At 64.5% G+C, this 17,244-nt stretch carries 14 protein-coding genes; all 14 read right to left on the bottom strand.

Annotation, left to right across the window (positions count from 1 at the left end):
• Positions 1–4 precede the first annotated feature (4 nt).
• Positions 5–1,105 carry an undecaprenyldiphospho-muramoylpentapeptide beta-N-acetylglucosaminyltransferase gene (gene murG, locus ACMO9O_RS08880; RefSeq protein WP_418983509.1) on the bottom strand — a complete coding sequence of 367 codons (1,101 nt, stop codon included), beginning with the start codon at positions 1,103–1,105 and terminating at the stop codon, positions 5–7.
• A gap of 34 nt (positions 1,106–1,139) precedes the next feature.
• Positions 1,140–2,675: a YifB family Mg chelatase-like AAA ATPase gene (locus ACMO9O_RS08875; protein WP_418983508.1), complete on the bottom strand. Its 1,536-nt coding sequence runs from the start codon at positions 2,673–2,675 to the stop codon at positions 1,140–1,142.
• A 12-nt stretch (positions 2,676–2,687) separates the two neighbouring features.
• Positions 2,688–4,238: a replicative DNA helicase gene (dnaB, locus tag ACMO9O_RS08870; RefSeq protein ID WP_418983507.1), complete on the bottom strand. Its 1,551-nt coding sequence runs from the start codon at positions 4,236–4,238 to the stop codon at positions 2,688–2,690.
• 95 nt (positions 4,239–4,333) lie between these two features.
• The gene (locus ACMO9O_RS08865) at positions 4,334–5,053 is read right to left on the bottom strand and encodes a ComF family protein (protein WP_418983506.1); all 720 of its coding nucleotides are present in this window, start codon (positions 5,051–5,053) and stop codon (positions 4,334–4,336) included.
• A complete protein-coding gene (gene priA, locus ACMO9O_RS08860; RefSeq protein WP_418983505.1) occupies positions 5,037–7,295 on the bottom strand; it encodes a replication restart helicase PriA in 2,259 nt (752 codons plus the stop codon). Before priA ends, ACMO9O_RS08865 begins: the two co-directional genes overlap by 17 nt.
• A gap of 123 nt (positions 7,296–7,418) precedes the next feature.
• Positions 7,419–8,315 carry a YitT family protein gene (locus tag ACMO9O_RS08855; RefSeq protein ID WP_418983504.1) on the bottom strand — a complete coding sequence of 299 codons (897 nt, stop codon included), beginning with the start codon at positions 8,313–8,315 and terminating at the stop codon, positions 7,419–7,421.
• 21 nt (positions 8,316–8,336) lie between these two features.
• The gene (locus tag ACMO9O_RS08850) at positions 8,337–9,290 is read right to left on the bottom strand and encodes a TIGR01212 family radical SAM protein (RefSeq protein ID WP_418983503.1); all 954 of its coding nucleotides are present in this window, start codon (positions 9,288–9,290) and stop codon (positions 8,337–8,339) included.
• Positions 9,291–9,294: 4 nt separating this feature from the next.
• Positions 9,295–11,565: a DNA/RNA non-specific endonuclease gene (locus ACMO9O_RS08845; RefSeq protein ID WP_418983502.1), complete on the bottom strand. Its 2,271-nt coding sequence runs from the start codon at positions 11,563–11,565 to the stop codon at positions 9,295–9,297.
• Positions 11,566–11,671: 106 nt separating this feature from the next.
• Entirely contained in the window at positions 11,672–12,124 is a 453-nt protein-coding gene (dtd, locus tag ACMO9O_RS08840; RefSeq protein ID WP_418983501.1) for a D-aminoacyl-tRNA deacylase, read from the bottom strand.
• A gap of 12 nt (positions 12,125–12,136) precedes the next feature.
• A complete protein-coding gene (locus ACMO9O_RS08835; protein ID WP_418983500.1) occupies positions 12,137–12,823 on the bottom strand; it encodes an RluA family pseudouridine synthase in 687 nt (228 codons plus the stop codon).
• A gap of 12 nt (positions 12,824–12,835) precedes the next feature.
• The gene (locus ACMO9O_RS08830) at positions 12,836–13,291 is read right to left on the bottom strand and encodes a cytidine deaminase (RefSeq protein ID WP_418983499.1); all 456 of its coding nucleotides are present in this window, start codon (positions 13,289–13,291) and stop codon (positions 12,836–12,838) included.
• Between the two features lie 183 nt (positions 13,292–13,474).
• Positions 13,475–14,161 carry an SIMPL domain-containing protein gene (locus ACMO9O_RS08825; protein WP_418983498.1) on the bottom strand — a complete coding sequence of 229 codons (687 nt, stop codon included), beginning with the start codon at positions 14,159–14,161 and terminating at the stop codon, positions 13,475–13,477.
• Between the two features lie 120 nt (positions 14,162–14,281).
• Complete coding sequence (locus tag ACMO9O_RS08820) at positions 14,282–15,202, bottom strand: hypothetical protein (protein ID WP_418983497.1); 921 nt, start codon at positions 15,200–15,202, stop codon at positions 14,282–14,284.
• Between the two features lie 581 nt (positions 15,203–15,783).
• Positions 15,784–17,193, bottom strand: a complete 1,410-nt coding sequence (gene rlmD, locus ACMO9O_RS08815) for a 23S rRNA (uracil(1939)-C(5))-methyltransferase RlmD (protein WP_418983496.1) — start codon at positions 17,191–17,193, stop codon at positions 15,784–15,786.
• Positions 17,194–17,244 lie beyond the last annotated feature (51 nt).

Here is a 17,244-nt window from a genome sequence, read left to right as displayed (position 1 = left end):
TGATCTATTTCAGCACTCCGATAATCTCGTCCACGATGCGCTCCGCCGCGTCGGGCCGGGCGAGCGCCTCCAGACTGCGGCTCATCTTCCGCAGCGCCTTGGGATCGGCCGTCAGCTCCAGCGCCCGCTCCATGCCGCGCGTGCGGCACTCGCAGTCGGGGACGACCACCGCGGCCCCTCGGGACTCCAGCGCCCGGGCGTTCTTGGTCTGGTGGTCCTCCGCCACGTTGGGCGACGGTACGAAGACGACGGGTTTGGCCACCAGACAGAGTTCCGAGACCGTCCCGGCCCCGCTGCGCGAGAGCACCACGTCCGCCGCGGCGTAGGCGTAGTCCATGCGGTCGATGAAGGCCCCCTGCCAGACGTGCGCGGCGGGGTGCGCGGCCAGAAACGCCTGCATCTCGCGCTCGTAATACTTGCCCGTCTGCCAGATTACCTGCACCGGAGCCTTGCCGCCCGTGCGCAGCAGCCACGCCTTCATCATCTCATTGAGCGAGCGCGTGCCCAGCGATCCGCCGACCACCAACACCACGGGCAGCGCGTCGGTGAATCCGTAATAGGCGAGCGCCTCGGCCCGGTCGGCTCCCTCTTTGGAGAAGCCGCCCCGCAGCGGATTGCCCGTCAGGGCGATCTTCTCCGGCGCAAAGAAACGCTCCATCCCCTCGTAGGCCACGCAGATGCGGTGCGCCCCGCGCGCGAGGATCTTGTTCGTCACCCCGGCGTAGGAGTTCTGCTCCTGAATGACGGTCGGCACGCCCATGCGCTGCGCCGCCCACAGGACGGGCGCGCTGGCGTAACCGCCGAAGCCGACCACGGCATCGGCCCCGAAGTCGCGGATCGTGCGCCGGGCCTGGCCGACGCTCCGCAGCACCTTGATGGGAACCAGCAGGTTGCGCCACTCCAGCCGCCGCTGCAGACCGGCGATCGGCAGGCCCACGATGCGGTAACCCAGCGCCGGGACCTTCTCCATCTCCATCTTGCCCTCCGCGCCGACGAACAGGATGTCGACCCCGTCGCCCAACCGGCGTTTCAGCGCCTCGGCCACCGCCACAGCCGGGTAGATATGGCCCCCCGTGCCGCCTCCCGAAAGAATGATTTTCGTCATAAGAATTTGTAATTTTTAATTCTTAATTCTTAATTCAACGCCCCCACGTACCCCGGTCGAGCGAACGGTAGCCGATCGCCTCGGCCACATCCGCCGCTTCGATGCGTTCGCGTCCGGCCAGGTCGGCGATCGTGCGCGCCACCTTGAGGATGCGGTCGTAGGCGCGTGCCGAGAGCGACAGCCGCTCCATCGCCCGTTCCAGCAGCGTCGCCGAGGCCGCATCGAGGCGGCAATGCTCGCGCAGCAGCGCCGGATTCATCAGGGCGTTGGTATGCACGCCCGCCGCGCCCCGGAAGCGCTCCTCCTGCACCGCGCGCGCCCGGACGACCCGCTCGCGGACCGCGGCGCTCGGTTCGCCCGGCGCAGCATCGGCCAGCGCCGCCGCCGGGACGGGCGTCACCTCGACGTGGAGGTCGATGCGGTCCATCAGCGGACCCGAAATGCGGTTCATGTAGCGTTGCACCGACCCCGGGGAGCAGGTGCACTCCTTCGCGGGGTGGTTGTAGTAGCCGCACGGGCAGGGATTCATGGCCGCCACCAGCATGAAATTGGCCGGGTACTCGACGCTGTATTTCGCCCGCGACACGGTAATCCGCTTGTCTTCGAGCGGCTGCCGCAGCACCTCCAGCACGCTGCGCCCGAACTCGGGCAGCTCGTCGAGGAACAGCACGCCGTTGTGGGCCAGCGACACCTCGCCCGGGCGGGGCGACTGTCCGCCGCCGACCACCGCGACCTGCGAGGTGAGGTGGTGCGGCGCCCGGAACGGCCGGCGCGTCATCAATCCGCCTGCGAAGCCGCCCTTGCCCGCCACGGAGTGTATCTTGGTCGTCTCGAGCGCCTCCTCGCGCGTGAGGGGCGGCAGGATTGAGGGCAGGCGGCGCGCCAGCATCGTCTTGCCCGAGCCGGGAGCGCCGATCAGCAGGACGTTGTGGCCGCCCGCGGCGGCGATCTCCAGCGCCCGCTTGACGTGCTGCTGCCCCTTCACGTCGGCAAAATCCTCCTCGCAGCGCGCCGCATCGAGCGGCTCCGGCGGCGCAGGCACGGCGGGTTCGATCGCCGCTTCGCCCCGCAGCCAGGCGAGCGTCGCGGCGAGGCTTCCGACCGGGACGACCTCGAGACCATCGACCACCGCGGCCTCCGCCGCATTTTCGCGGGGCAGCACCAGTCGTTTCAGCCCCTCCTTGCGGGCGCAAACCGCCATCGGCAGTACGCCCCGCACGGGTTTCACCGTTCCGTCGAGCGACAGTTCGCCCGCGAACATCGTTCCGTCGAGCGCTTCGGCGTCGATGCGTCCCATCGCCGCGAGGATGCCCACGGCAATCGGCAGGTCGAACGCCGCGCCCTCCTTCCGCAGATCGGCCGGGGCGAGGTTGACCACCACCTTGCGGCCCGACATCCGCTCGCCCGAGTTTTCGAACGCCGCGCGGATGCGCTGCTCGCTCTCCTTGACGGCATTGTCGGGCAGGCCGACCAGGTACATGCCCAGTCCGCCGCCCGCGATGTTGACCTCGACGGTCACCCGCACGGCGTCGATCCCGACGACGGCTCCCGCATCTACGCTGACGAACATAGGCTCTATGAGTTAGAACGGAGCTTCGTCGTTCAGGTTGGCCGAGGCGTTGGGGTCGAACTCCGCACCCACGATCGCCCCCAGACCGCCCGCCGAACCGTTCGAGCCGCTGGCATAGTCGTCGTAGGCCTGCTGGCTGTCGGCGGCCTGCGCGGGCGGCAGCAGCGAGTCGTCCATGTCGGCGAAGCGCGCCTGCTCCTTAAGGAAGCGCAGGTTCACGTCGCACACCGCCCCGTTGCGGTGCTTGGCGATGATGATCTCGGCCATACCGGCCGTCGGCATGCCGTTCTCGTCCTGGTTGATGCCGTAATACTCCGGACGGTGGATGAATGCCACGATGTCGGCGTCCTGCTCGATGGCGCCCGACTCGCGGAGGTCCGACAGTTGCGGACGCTTCGAGCCGCCGCGCATCTCCGTGGCGCGGCTCAGCTGCGAGAGGGCGATCACCGGGACGTTCAGCTCCTTGGCGATCGCCTTGAGCGTGCGCGAGATGAAAGCCACCTCCTGCTCGCGGTTGCCTTTCGAATCCTGGTTGCCGGTCATCAGCTGCAGGTAGTCGATAATGATGATCTTGATGTCGTTATGGATTTTCAGCCGGCGCGCTTTCGAACGAAATTCGAAGACCGACAAGGCCGGCGTGTCGTCGATGAAGAGCGGCGCGGCACCGAGCGGCTTGGTCGCCGATTCCAGATGCCGCCACTGCTCGGGGGTGAGGCGGCCCGACTTGACGTCGTTGCCCGCAAGGCCCGTTTCGGCGATGATCAGACGCATCATCAGCTGCACCGAGGACATTTCGAGCGAGAAGAACGCCACGCCCTGTTCGTGGTCGACGGCCATGTTGCGGGCCATCGAGAGCACGAAAGCGGTCTTGCCCATCGAGGGGCGCGCAGCGATGATCACCAGGTCGGACAGCTGCCAGCCCAGTGTCACGCGGTCGATGGCCATGAAGCCCGACGGCACGCCGTTGAAAGCGCTGGTGTTCTTCGACGCCTCCTCGATCTGCATGAGCGCCCGCGAAAGGATGTCTTTCGACGACTGCACCGAGCGCTTGACATGGCCCTCCGAGACCTTGAATATCTCGCCCTCGGCGAAGCCGATCAGCTCCGTCACGTCGGTCGATTCGTCGTAGGAGCGGCGCTGGATCTCGGTCGCCGAGCGGATCAGCTCGCGCTGGACGTATTTCTGGGCGATGATCTTGGCGTGGAACTCGACGTTGGCCGCCGAACCCACCTTCTGCGTCAGCTGCGCCAGGTACGAAGCGCCCCCCACCTTCTTCAGCTCCTTGCGCGACTTGAGGCGCTCGGTGACCGTATAGAGGTCGATCGGCTTCAGCTCCATCGACAGCTCCTCGATCGCCTTGTAGATCGTACGGTGCTCCTCGGTGTAGAACGCCTCGGGGGTGACGAACTCCTGCACGGCGATGATGCTGTCCTTTTCGAGCATCAGCGCGCCGAGCACGGCCTCCTCCAGCTCGACCGCCTGCGGGGGTACGTTGCCGGCCGAATCGGTCATCGCTTCATACGCCTCCCGGTTACGGGAGGAGGGGTTGTAATCTTTTGCCATGTATACGGGATGTTTCTGCGTTCAAAAGTAACGATTCGGGCCGACATATCAAAACCGGCCGGCGGATTTATGCGCCGAAATATTCCCGGCCGCCGCTACTCCCTGATCCCCAGCCCGCGCCGCGAGACGGCCAGCGCCGCCACACTCACGCGGCAGCCGGGCGCGGCGCGGAGCATCGCCCCGGCGCACGCGAGCAGCGTACTGCCCGTGGTCATCACGTCATCAACCAGCAGCACGTGCCCCGCAAGGCGTTCGGGCCGGCGCACCTCGAACGCCTCCTCGACGTTGGCGGCGCGCTCGCGGCGCGGCTTGAGCGCCTGGCTGGCCGTATTGCGGCAGCGGCGGACGCTCTTCCGGTCGACCCGCGCACCCAGCTCTGCGGCGATCCCCTCAGCGATGTATTCCGCCTGGTTGTACCCCCTTCGGCAGCGTTTGCGGAAGTGGAGCGGCACGGGAACGACCGTCTGCACGTCGTCGTAAAGGCCGCTCTCCCGCAGGCAGCGCCCGTACCACCGTCCCATCGCAAGGGCCGCGCGCCACCGGCCCCTGTACTTGAACGCGTGGATCAGCCGCCGCCAGCCGCTGCCGCGCACGAAGAAGAGGAACGCCGAGGCGCGGTGGACGGGCAGCAGGTCGCGGCAGCGCTCCGCGACGGGGTTGTCCGTCTCGCGCCAGTAGCCCGTCAGCGGCGCAGTCGTGCGGCAGAGGGTGCAGACGAAGCGTTCGCCCCGGGCGAGCGGTTCGCCGCAGACGGCGCAGCGCTCCGGAAAGAGGAGCGCACGCAGGTCGCGCAGCCACTCACTGAGGATCGACATTGACCTGCACGGTGACGGTTTTGAAATCTGGATTGGCGAGCAGCGCGGCGATCTGCGCGGAGAGGATGTCGCGGGCCCGCGCCGAGGAGGCGCCGCTCTCGACCTTGAGCAGCAGCCCCAAGAGGTATTCGCCGCGGATGCGGTCGACGGGCGGGGCCATCGGTCCTAACACGCGGCGGCCGAAACGGCTGCGCAGCCCCTCGGCCAGCTGCGCGGCGGCGCGGCGCAGCAGCTCCGGATCGCGGTGGCGCAGCGTGAGGGCCGTCAGCCGCGCATAGGGCGGGTAGAAGAAGGCTTCGCGGTCGGCCAGCTGCGCACGGGCCATCGCCTCGTAATCACCTGCGGCGACCTGCCGGATGACGGGGTGGCCCGGTTCGGAGGTCTGGATAATCACCTGTCCCCCGTCCGAGCGGCGTCCGGCGCGCCCGGCGACCTGCATCATCAGCTGGAACGCACGCTCGGCGGCCCGGAAGTCGGGGTTGTTGAGCAGGTTGTCGGCATTGAGGATGCCCACCAGCGACACCCCGCCGAAGTCGAACCCCTTGGTGATCATCTGCGTGCCGACCAGAATGTCGGTGCGCCCCGCGGCGAAGTCGGCCACGATGGCGTCGAACGCCCGCTCCGAGGTCACGCTGTCGCGGTCGAGCCGCGCCACGCGGGTCTCGGGAAAGAGGCGGGCGACCTCTTCGACGATCTTCTCCGTGCCGAAGCCCATCGGAACCACATCGGTCACCCGGCACGAGGGGCATTTGGCCGGGACAGGCTCGGTGTGGCCGCAGTAGTGGCAGACGAGGCGTTCGCCGCTGCGGTGGTAGGTCAGCGTCACGTTGCACGAGGGGCAGCGGGCGGTCCAGCCGCACTCGGTGCACTCGACGTAGGGCGAAAAGCCGCGGCGGTTCTGGAAGAGCATCACCTGCTCGCGGCGGGCGAGCGCCGCTTCGACGGCATCGAGCAGCGCTTTGTTGAAGTGAGAGTGGCGCTCGCCGCGGCGGGCGGCGCGCAGCGTGTCGGAGACAATGATCGCGGGAGGCCGCGCCTCGCCGTAACGCTCCGTAAGCACGGCGCTGCCGTACTTGCCGCTGCGGGCGTTGACCCACGTTTCCAGCGCGGGCGTGGCGCTGCCGAGCAGCGTGCGGCCGCCGAACAGGCGGGCCATCACCACGGCGCAGTCGCGGGCGTGGTAGCGCGGTGCGGGGTCGGTCTGCTTGTAGCTCGCGTCGTGCTCCTCGTCGACCACCACCAGTTGCAGGTGCTTCAGCGGCAGGAAGATCGCGGAGCGCGCCCCGACCACGAACTCGCCCCCCTCGGAGCGGTTCAGCCGCAGGTAGGTCTCCGTGCGGCGGCGTGCGGTCAGTTTCGAATGGTAGGGGGTGACGCGGCTGCCGAAGATGCGCTCCATGCGCTCGATCAGCTGCGCCGTGAGGGCGATTTCAGGGACCAGCAGCAGCACATCGCCGCCCCGGGCGAGCGTCTCGGCGATCAGGTGGATGTAGATTTCGGTCTTGCCCGAACCGGTGATGCCGTGCAGCAGCGCCGTGCTCTTTCCTCCGGCGAACTGCGCACGGAGCGTCGCAAGGGCCGCTTTCTGATGTTCGGTCAGCTCCGGCAGACGGAAGGCCGCGCCGCCGCGCTCGACGGTGCGCTCGCGCTCCGTACGGCGGATGAACCCTTTGCGGTCGAGCGCATGGAGCACCGCGCCGTCGGCGCGCAGCAGCCGACGCGGAATCTCTCCGGTGGCGATCCGCTCGCCGTCGCCTGCCGAGGCGATCTCCAGCAGGGCTTCGTACTGCTTCGGGGCACGGCGGGCGAGCCGTTCGAACACTTCGTGCAGCCGCTCCTCATCGTGCAGTTCGGGCGCAAGGGCCACGTACCACTCCCGGCGGGGGCGGAACACCTCCTCGGAAAACTCCTCCGCCGAACCGCCCGAGGGCTTCATCAGCGCAGGCAGCGCGCCGCGCATCACCTCGCCCAGCGAGCAGAGGTAGTAGCCGGCGATCCACTCCCAGAGCGCCCGCTGGGGCCCGGAAAGGAGCGGTTCGTCGTAGAGAACCCGGTGGATGGGCTTGATGCGCTTGAAATCGGGCCGCTCCCCGTGGACCCGCCACACCACCCCCGTATAGAACTTGCGGGGACCGAACTGCACGGCCACGGCCTGTCCCACAGCGACCGCCATGCCCTCGGGCACGGCGAACGTGTAGAGAGGCTGCGCGAGCGGCAGCACGATATCGGCATAGCGGGACATGACGTTTTAACGGAGTATAAGGATGCGCCGGAACCGGGCAGGTCCGGCAAAGTCGGGTTCGATTTCGGGTTCGGATCGGAATTAGGTTCCGAGAGCGGATCGGGATCGGGTCCGACGTGCGGGTCAGATCTTGGTAAGCGTCTGGAACCCCTTGCCGTAGACGCCCATCACCGAACCCACGGTCATGAAGGCGTCCGGGTCGATCGACTTGACGAATTTGAGGATCATGGCCGTTTCGCGCTTGCGGCAGACGACCATCACGATCTTCGATTCGGTCTTGGAGTACCACCCCTGCGAGTCGATCAGCGTCACGCCGCGGTGGACGTTCGTCACGATGGCGTCGGCCATCTTCTCGTAGTCGTGCGTGACGATCAGCACCTGGCTCGACTGCTGGTTGCCCGACATGATCATGTCGACCGTATAGCCGAAGACGGCGGTCATGACGTAACCGTAAATCACCGTGTCGATATGAAACCCGACGAGCATCGACGAACCGATGATGACGAAGTCGGAGTAGATGACAATCTTGCCGTAACTGACCGTCCGGTACTTGTTGATGATCATGGCGGCGATGTCCGTACCGCCGGTCGAGCCGCCCTGCATGAAGCACATCGCCACGCCGATACCGGCCAGAATGCCGCCCAGTATAACGGCCAGGATGCGTTCCAGGTGGAGGAAGTCGCCTTCGGGCAGCACCGTCTGCCAGAAGTTCATGCCCAGCGAGATGACGAAGACGCAGAAGACGGTCTTCACGCCGAAGTTCCAGCCGACGATGAATCCGGCCACCAGCAGCAGCACGGCGTTGATCAGAAAGACCATCGTACCGATCTGGATCGAGACGCCGAACCACTCCTCGACGGCGTGGCACAGGACCAGCGACAGACCCGCCGCACCGCCGCCCACGCCCTTGGCGGGGAGGATACAGCCGATCCACGCAAACGAATACAACATCATGCCGACGGCCATCAGGAAATATTCGCGGACGGTCCTCAGCACCACTTCCAGGGTCAGGGTTTTCATAGCTTGCGCGGATTTAAGCGGTTACGGGACAAAGTTAGGAAAAAATTCGCCTTGATATGCTCCCCGCTCCTCCAATCTTTTCTCCAGCAGGGACCACAGCCGCTCGTTGCGCACCAGCCCCCAGTTCGGGCCGTAGTGGTAGCGCGGCGGAGCCTCCGAAGCGAAGCGCTCGACCACCAGCGCGGGCCGCAGGCGGCGCAGCAGGTCGACCACCAGGTCGATGTACGCCTCCAGCTCCCAGAAGCGGTAGCGGGCGGGGTTGCGGTCGTAGTCGGCGGCCATCGCCGTGTCGCGGAAGATTTGCAGCTGGTGGAACTTGACCGTCGTGAGCGGCAGAGCGTTGATGCGCGCGGTCTGCGCCAGCAGCATCTCGTCGCTCTCGCCCGGCAGGCCGAGGATGAAGTGCGCCCCGACGGGGATGCCCCGCTCGGCGGTCATCTCCACGGCCCGCACGGCGCAGGCATAGTCGTGGCCGCGGTTGACGGCGCGCAGCGTGAGGTCCGAGGTCGACTCGATGCCGTACTCCAGCGCCACGTAGCGGTCGCGCGCCAGATGGGCGAAGTAGTCCAGCTTGCGCGCATCGACGCAGTCGGGACGTGTCCCGACGACGATGCCGGCAACAGCCGGATGGGCGAGCGCTTCGTCGTAGACGGCGCGCAGCCGTTCGAGCGGCGCATAAGTGTTGGAGAACGACTGGAAGTAGACCAGGTAGCGCGTCGCCTCGCGGTAGCGGCTCCGGTGAAACTCGATACCCTCGTCGATCTGCTGCGTGACGCTTTTAATGGGCATACAATAAGAGGGGGTGAACGCCCCGTTGTTACAGAACGTACACCCTCCTCTTGCAATGGTTCCGTCGCGGTTGGGGCAGGTGAAGCCCGCGTTGACCGCCACTTTCTGCACGCGGGCGCCGAACAGGCGGCGGAAATACCCCGAATAGGAGTTGTACCGCCTCGTATCGCCCCACGCGTAATTCATCCCCTTACAGTCCCCAGTCAGACGGGTTGTAGGAGCTTTTTGGTGCGGCGGGCACATTGGCGAAGAACGTGTGCCCGGTAAGCTGTTCGAGGTCCGTAATCGACATCATCTCTTTCGAGGTTACCTTTTGACCATGGAGGCTGTTGCTGTGAGCACGCACGAACGCCGCACACATCAGCTCGTCCTTCGTACAGTTCAGCACCGATTTTCCCGTATTGCCTTTTTTCGTACGCAGCACGGCGATGTAGAACATCGTCGGACACGACACGTCGCTGCGTCCGCCGAACTGTATCTTCTTGGGCGATGCCGACACTCCGTAGCCGTCGGTGTAGGACTCGAAATAGGTTCCGATCACCAGGTAGGTCGTATCGGAGCAAACCTTGCCGTCGATCCAGTCCTCCAACGTGTTCCATCCGCCGCCCCCGGTGTTGTATCCCGAGGAGTATTGCGGAGCGATGTTGGAGTAGTAGAAGACCTGCTGGTTGACCTGCGTGGTCGTTTCGCGTTCGGACGAGCCGAGCATATGCCCCTTGTTGCAGCCGCCTCCGACGGTCTTGCTATTGTACTGGATGCCTGCCGGAATGTCGGGGTCCTTCCTATAGGCATTGGTGCGGCCGGTGTTCTTCTGGTAGCAGGCGTGACGCGGAGCAGCCACCCAGACGGGACAGTGGTGCTTGGCACTGAAGCAAACCGTGTAATTGCGCGCCAGATGTCCCTGAACCTTGAAATCGGGACAGATATGGTAAGCGTAATAGTATTCGCTATTAGCTTTCGTAACATCCTCGGACACCAATTCCGGCCAACCCGGATAGCGGGTGGCGACGACGGGATTCCCCGATTCGTCGTAAGTCGTGAACGCCCCGGCCTGGCTCGTGTAGGTCTCCCCGTCGATTACCACGCAGAGGCGGAACGTGTAGCGCGTCGAGGGGGTAAGTCCCGTCAGCGAGGCGCTCTTCGTGCCGGGCTGCGTCGAAGCGACCGCCGCACGCTGATCACCGCCCGTGGGACCGGCATAGAGGAAGTAAACCTCCGACACCGTCTTGGTTCCCGTATAGTCGTAGTCGCAGAGGATCGTGGCGCTGTTCTTGGTCAGCGACACATAGGCCGGCGCAGCGAATGTGGGTTTGGGCTCCGGTTCGGGTTTGTCGCTGCTGCCGCCGCAGACGATTTTCAGTTCCCCGACCTGGCAGGCGGAACCGTCGTTGGCGAGCGTGAAGAAAGCATAGTCGTAATCGGTGCAGTCGAAGACACAGGTCTGCCCCGTAATCTGGGGATGCACTTCGACGCCCGAGGGGCGAATGTCAGCCCGCACACCCAGCGCACGCTGAGGCTGGGTTTGCTCACCCAGCGTCAGCACCAGATCGCCCGTGCCGTTGGTGAAGAGCACCTCGATCCTGCGGATCGGACCCTTGTCCTCGGCATTGGCGATCATACCGGAATTTCTCTTGAACTGGATGTAGTCTTTGCCAGCGAAGACGGCCACGTCGCGTAGCGCATAGTAGTAATCGCCGATCTGCGCGGTCGTGGTCGAGTAGGCCGTCGGCCACCCCGGATCGCTTGCGTTAAGCTGAATTTCGACGGGTTCGGGCTGGGGTTTCGAATCGGCGGCGCGCTGCACGACGGTCACCCGCTGCGCCTCGGCCTGCGGGTAGGTCAGCGTGATGACGGCCGTGCGCTCGGCGCCCTTATTCTCGTCGACATCGAAAGTGAGTTCGCCCTTGACCGTATTGTCGAACGAATGAACCCACCCGTCGGGGCAGGAGGCCTCGACATACGCCCCCTCCACGGGGTTGATGATCGAATAGGTGATCGTGTAGACCCCCTCTGCGGCCACGACCGGCAGGGTGGTCAGGCTGGTGATCTCCAGCACGGTCTCGTCCGGAGCAAGCTCCTTGGTGGTGAAAACGGCCGCGGGGCTTAACACGCGCGACGTGCCCAGATCGAGGTAGGCATAGACCTGATAGGTCGTACGGGGCATCAGTCCCGACAGGCGGCCCCGCAGCAGGTTGCCGTCGGCCGTACAGGCGTCCGCATCGGCGAATACGCCCAAGACGCCCTCGTCGTCGACCGCCGCGTAGGTGAAGCCCGCGTTCGAAGAGGCGAGCACCCCTTCGGCCAATCCCGACTGGCAGACCACTTCCGCGGTCGTTCCGGTCACGGCCGTCGCCTGAGGCTGGCCGAACCACTGATCGTCGCTGTTTCCCGTTTTATCGTCGCTGCACGAGACGAAGGCCACGGTGAGGGCACAGAACAAAACACAAAAAATCTTCTTCATATATTCATTAAAAAATCAATCGCTTCATCTGCCCGCCGAGGGGCTTTTCGCATCATTGCCGCCGGTCGCGGGTCCTGTATCCGACGCATCTGTCCGGCCGGGAAGATCACTCCCGCAGCCGGGAATCTATCCAGATCGTCACGGGTCCGTCGTTGACCAGCGAGACCTGCATGTCGGCCCCGAACTCGCCCGTGGGGACCTCCCGTCCGGTCAGCTCCCCGACGCGGGCCGCGAACCGCTCGTACAGCGGCCGCGACAGCGGTTCGGGGGCCGCCTTGATGTAGGAGGGGCGGTTGCCCTTGCGCGTGGAGGCCATCAGCGTGAACTGACTGACCACCAGCACCTCACCGCCCGCCTGACACACGTCGCGGTTCATCACGCCCGCCTCGTCGTCGAAGATGCGCAGCCGCACCAGCTTGCCCGCCAGGTATTCGACGTCCTCCTCCGTATCGTCCGTTCCCACGCCGAGCAGCACCAGCAGCCCCCGTCCGATCCGGGACCGGACGCGGGAGCCGATGGCGACCGAGGCGCTTTCGACGCGCTGGATAAGCATTCGCATGGTGAGGGAAGATCAGAGTTTTTCGAAAAAGGCCCACAGGTTGTCCCCCGCAGGTACGGGAGCCGTGACCGAGAGGGATTCGCGGCGCACGGGGTGCTCGAACTCCACCCGGCGCGAGTGGAGCGAGATGCCGCCCCCTTCGACCGAGCGCCTGGCCCCGTATTTCAGGTCGCCCCGGATCGGGCAGCCGATCTTGGCGAGCTGGGCACGGATCTGGTGGTGGCGCCCCGTAAGCAGCTCGACGGCCACCAGCGTGTAGTGCGTGGCGGCGGCCAGCGTCTCATAGCGCAGCCGCGCCTGTTTGGCGTCCCCCTTGGGGGCGTCGTAGGCGCGCGAACGGTTGGTGCGGCCGTCGCGCAGGATGTAGTGAACCAGTTCGCCCCGCTCGGGATCGGGCGTCTGCTCGGTCAAAGCCCAGTAGACCTTGCGGATGCGGCCCTCGCGGATCATCTCGTTGAGGCGCACCAGCGCTTTGGAGGTCTTGGCGAAGAGCACCGCGCCGCTCACCGGGCGGTCGATGCGGTGCACCACGCCGAGAAACACCTCGCCGGGCTTGCCGTCGCGGGCTTTGATATAAGCCTTGATCTGATCTTCCAGCGCGCTTTCGCCCGAGGGGTCGGGCTGCACCAGGTCGCCGCAGTGTTTGTTGACGATCAGCAGATGGTTATCTTCGTAGAGGATGTCTTCGGGTCGGAACATTTCGGGGTCGGATCACAAAACAAAGGTGAAGGGGAGCAGCAGCGAGGCCGATTCGACGACGGTCGCCGTGCCGCGGCCGCTCATGACGACCCGCATGGGCACGCCCTGCCGCCGTTCAACGTCGACCATCACCTGCCGGCACTGCCCGCAGGGATAGCACTCGCGCTCCGAGGGGTCGGAAGCGATGGCCAGCGTCTCGATCGGGTCGTCGGCATAGTTGGCCTGGGCATAGAACATCAGCGAACGTTCCGCGCAGAGACCTGCGGGGTAGACTTCGCTTTCGAAATTGCTGCCGTAGAGGACCTTGCCGCTTCTCAGACGCGCCGCAGCCCCCACATGGAACTTCGAATAGGGTGCATGGGCGTTCGCCGTGGCCCGTTCGGCCTCGGCGACCAGCTTGCGGTCCGCCTCGGAGAGTTCCGACAGCTCCGCAAAGTGCTGGTAATTGAAACAAAACTGCTTTTCCATAGCTCCTTTTTCAAAGGGGGTGAATTACAAAGATAGTAAAAATTTGAGAAAGTGAACCTCGAAAATTGTTTTTTATCGCTTTCACATCGCTTCGAAGCCGCATCCGACGCTTTTTCGAACCGGGCGGTTTATAAAAAAGGGACCCTTCGGCGGGTCCCTTTCTTTCGGCCGCGGTCGGGCGGATTACTCCAGCACGAACTTGGCCTGCACGTTGTATTGCAGCTTGATCGTCTTGAAGTCGAGCGGCTCGTCGGCCGTCTCCCCGGCCGCGTATTCGGCCTTGGCGCTGCGCATGACCGCCATATTGTCGTAGAATATGGGCATGATGTTGTTGTTCGAGTCGTAGATGTAGAAGCACTTGCCGATGCTTTGGCCGATGGCGTCGGCCAGCGTGCGGGCGCTCTGCTGTGCGTTGCGGATCGCCTGGACGCGCACCTCGTTCTTGAACTGCTCGATCTGCGAGTGCGACACCTTCAGGATCGAGACGTTGGAGATGCCCAGGTTGTCGAGCGCCTGCCAGACGCGGGCCACCTCGGCCGACGAGGAGAGCTGCAGCTGGTACTTGGCGGTGGCCACCGAGGTCTTCTTCTTGAAGAACTCGCTCGAGAGGTTGGCAACCTTGAGCTGCTTCTCGACGTTCACGCCCAGGCGCTTCAGTGCGGCGATCATGTCGCGCTGCTGGCTCTCGACCGAGATCTTCCCTTTCGAGTCGCGCTCGTTGATGACGATCGACAGGTAAAATTCGTCGGGCGCAACCTCCTTTTCGGCCTGTCCGTTGACCTGGATGTAACTGGGATACGCCTCGTTGTTCTGGGCCGCCGCGGAGAGCGCCATCAGCGCAGCCGCAGCCAGTAAAATCACTCTTTTCATCTTTTCGGTTTTTAGGTAACTGTGCAAATTAAACGCCAGAAACCTCCGAATACTGCATCGTTGGCGGGTCGGTTCACCCCCGTTTCGGGCCGTTTCACCCCGCGAACGGGTTGCCGGCGGCTAATTTTTCCGGGCGGCCTGCCACCGCTTCAGCTCCTTTTTGGTCAGTTCGGCGGTCTGCATCTCTTCGGTCAGCACGGGCGTGTAAACCTGTCCCGACTCGGGAACGAGCGGTCCGGCCGTGGTCATGAAGCGGGGGAAAAGCCGGCGGCGAACGGCATAATCCCGCTCCCAGCTCCCGGCGGGATTGGTCTCCAGCCAGTGAACCTGCACCAAGAGCTTATAGTGCTCCCCGTCGACACTTCCGGCGAGCGCGAGCGGCGTCGAGGGGAAAACCTCGTCGCCCTCCTCCACCAGGATATGGTCGGGATCGAGCGTGATATACCAGGCTGTCGTACCGTCGGGATGCTCGACCTGCAGCGAAGTGTCTTCCGTGGTGAAGCTGGCGTCCGGCTGCCCTTTGCGCTGCTGCCGTTCGATCTGCGTGACCACTCCGCGGCGCATGGCATAGACCGTGTCGCCCTTCACCATCGGGAACATGAAGCCCAGACGCTCCTGTTCGGACTCCGCCTTGCGGTATTTGTCCAGCACATTGACGGTGCGGATCACCCGCTGCGGACGGAGCGTGGAGCAGGGCATGCGGTAGACGAAAGCCGTGTCCACCTCGGGGTCCAGCACCCCGTAGTAGTAGCGCCAGGAGTAGTTGTAACCCACGCCGTAACTCTCGTCGTCGGCCTTGAGGCTCAGAAACCGGTAAGCGTCGCTATAAACCTTGAATTTATGCAGCCCGACGGATACGTTGCGGCAGTTGTACAACTCCTTCAAATCGATCAGAACGGTCATCGTACCGGGACGATCCTTGTCTTCGAGGATGAAGTCGACGGACTTTCCGCCGGGTGCTTTTTCGACCCGGATACGCGGCTTGGCGGTCGATGCGGCGACCGCCAGCACGAAGAACAGACAGAGGTAAATTCGTTTCATATCGGTAGTTAAACGGTTAAAAATTTGTTTTTCGCGTGGAGAGGATTGTCTTGCGGCTCTTTGAGCGCGCGGGCCGCAGCCTCGGCTGGCGGAGGCCCGCTCTACGCGTGCACTCCGCAGGCTGCGTCCGAGTACTTTCCGCAAGCACGTCCCTGGCAGGCTGTCCAATCCTTTATTAACCCCTGCGGCGCAAAGCGCCGCACCCACTCGCGCACTTCTGAAAACGGCGGGACTTGCGGCCGGCCGACGCCGAGCGCCCGGAACGAGCGTGCGATATGCTTTAGCTTTCGTGCCCGTTCAGCGAGGAGGAGGACGGCCGACCGTCGTTTTCTGCGTGCGCGGTTCTTTCGCCCTTTCTTGTGAAGAAAGGGCAGGAATGTCCGGCTCGAAGAGCCGCGGGCCGCAGCCTCCGGGCGCGGAGGCCCGCTCAGCGCGTGCTCTCCGCTGGCTGCCGCCCGAAAACTTTCCGCAAGTGTATCCACGCAGGCTACCAGCCGAATCTACCTTTAATCAACCCCTGCGCGCAAAGCGCAGCACCAACCCGCGCACTTCTGGAAACGGCAGAACTTGCGGCCGCCCTTTCAGCGGCGGACGAGCTTCACGACATTCTCCACATGGTGCGTATGGGGGAACATATCCACCGGCTGCACCGCTTCGACCCGGTAATCGGCGTCCAAAAGCGCCAGATCGCGGGCCTGCGTCGCAGGGTTGCAGCTCACGTAGACGATCCGGCGGGGTGCGGCGCGGCGGATCACCTCCAGCACCGGCTCGTCCACGCCGGCACGCGGCGGATCGAGGATAATCACGTCGGGGCGTCCGTTCGCGGCCACGAAGTCGTCGTCGAGCACCGCTTTCATGTCGCCCGCAAAAAAAGTCGCATTGGCGATGCCGTTCAGCGCGGCGTTCGTCTTCGCATCGGCGATCGCCTCGGGAACGTACTCGATCCCCACCACGCGGGCGCAGCGTCCGGCGCAGAAGAGGGCGATCGTGCCCGTTCCCGTATAGAGGTCGTAGAGCACCTCGTCGGGGCGGAGGTCGGCGAACGTGCGGGCCACTTTATACAGTTCGTACGCCTGCGCCGAATTGGTCTGGTAAAACGATTTGGGTCCGATGCGGAAACGCAGCCCCTCCATCTCCTCCACGATGTGGTCGCGGCCCCGGTAGAGCACCGGAGAGAGGTCGCCGACCGAATCGTTGAACTTCTCGTTGACGATATAATAGAGCGACGTGATCTGCGGAAAACGGTCCGTCAGGTGGTCGAGCAGGGCTTCGATCTTCGCCCGGTCGTCCGCGCCGAAGATCACGACGACCATCACCTCGCCCGTGGAGGCCGTGCGCACGATCATGTTGCGCATCAGCCCCGTATGGTTGCGGGCATTGTGGAACGTATAGCCGTGCTCCAGGCAGAAGCGCTTGGTTTCGAGCCGGATGTCGTTCGACGGGTCGGGCTGAAGCCAGCATTTTCGGATGTCGAGCACCTTGTCGAATAGGTTGGGGATGTGGAAGCCGACGGCCGGTCCGGCCTCGAGATCGCTGCCCGCGGCCACCTCCTCGCGCGTAAGCCAGCGGCGGTCGGCAAAGGTGAATTCGAGCTTGTTGCGGTACAGCTGCGTGCGCGCAGAACCCAGACAGGGGACGATCGGAGGCAGCTCGATCTTCCCGATGCGCGCAAGCTGGTCGCGGACCTGTTCGGTCTTGAAGCGCAGCTGCTCCTCGTAGGGCAGGTTCTGCCACTTGCAGCCGCCGCAGACGCCGAAATGCTCGCAGAACGGCTCGGCGCGCAGGGGCGAGCGCTTCACGTAGCGGGTCACGTAGCCCTCCATGTAACGCCGCCGCTTGGAGCGGATCTGCACGTCGACTACGTCGCCCGGAACGGTCATCGGCACGAAGACCACCACGTCCTGCCAGCGCCCCATCGCCTTGCCCTCCGCGGCGAGCGTCGTTATTTCAAGCCCCTCCAGCAGGGGATAATTCGCTTTTTTTCTTGCCATAAGGTTGAGTTTGTAGCTCTGTTAAATTATTTATCCGATCTTGCTTGGGCC

Origin of the sequence: Alistipes sp., from assembly GCF_048465635.1 — a bacterium.
Lineage (GTDB): Bacteria > Bacteroidota > Bacteroidia > Bacteroidales > Rikenellaceae > Alistipes.
Note: the sequence above shows the minus strand (reverse complement) of the source record. Positions and strands in the feature narration are given on the sequence as shown.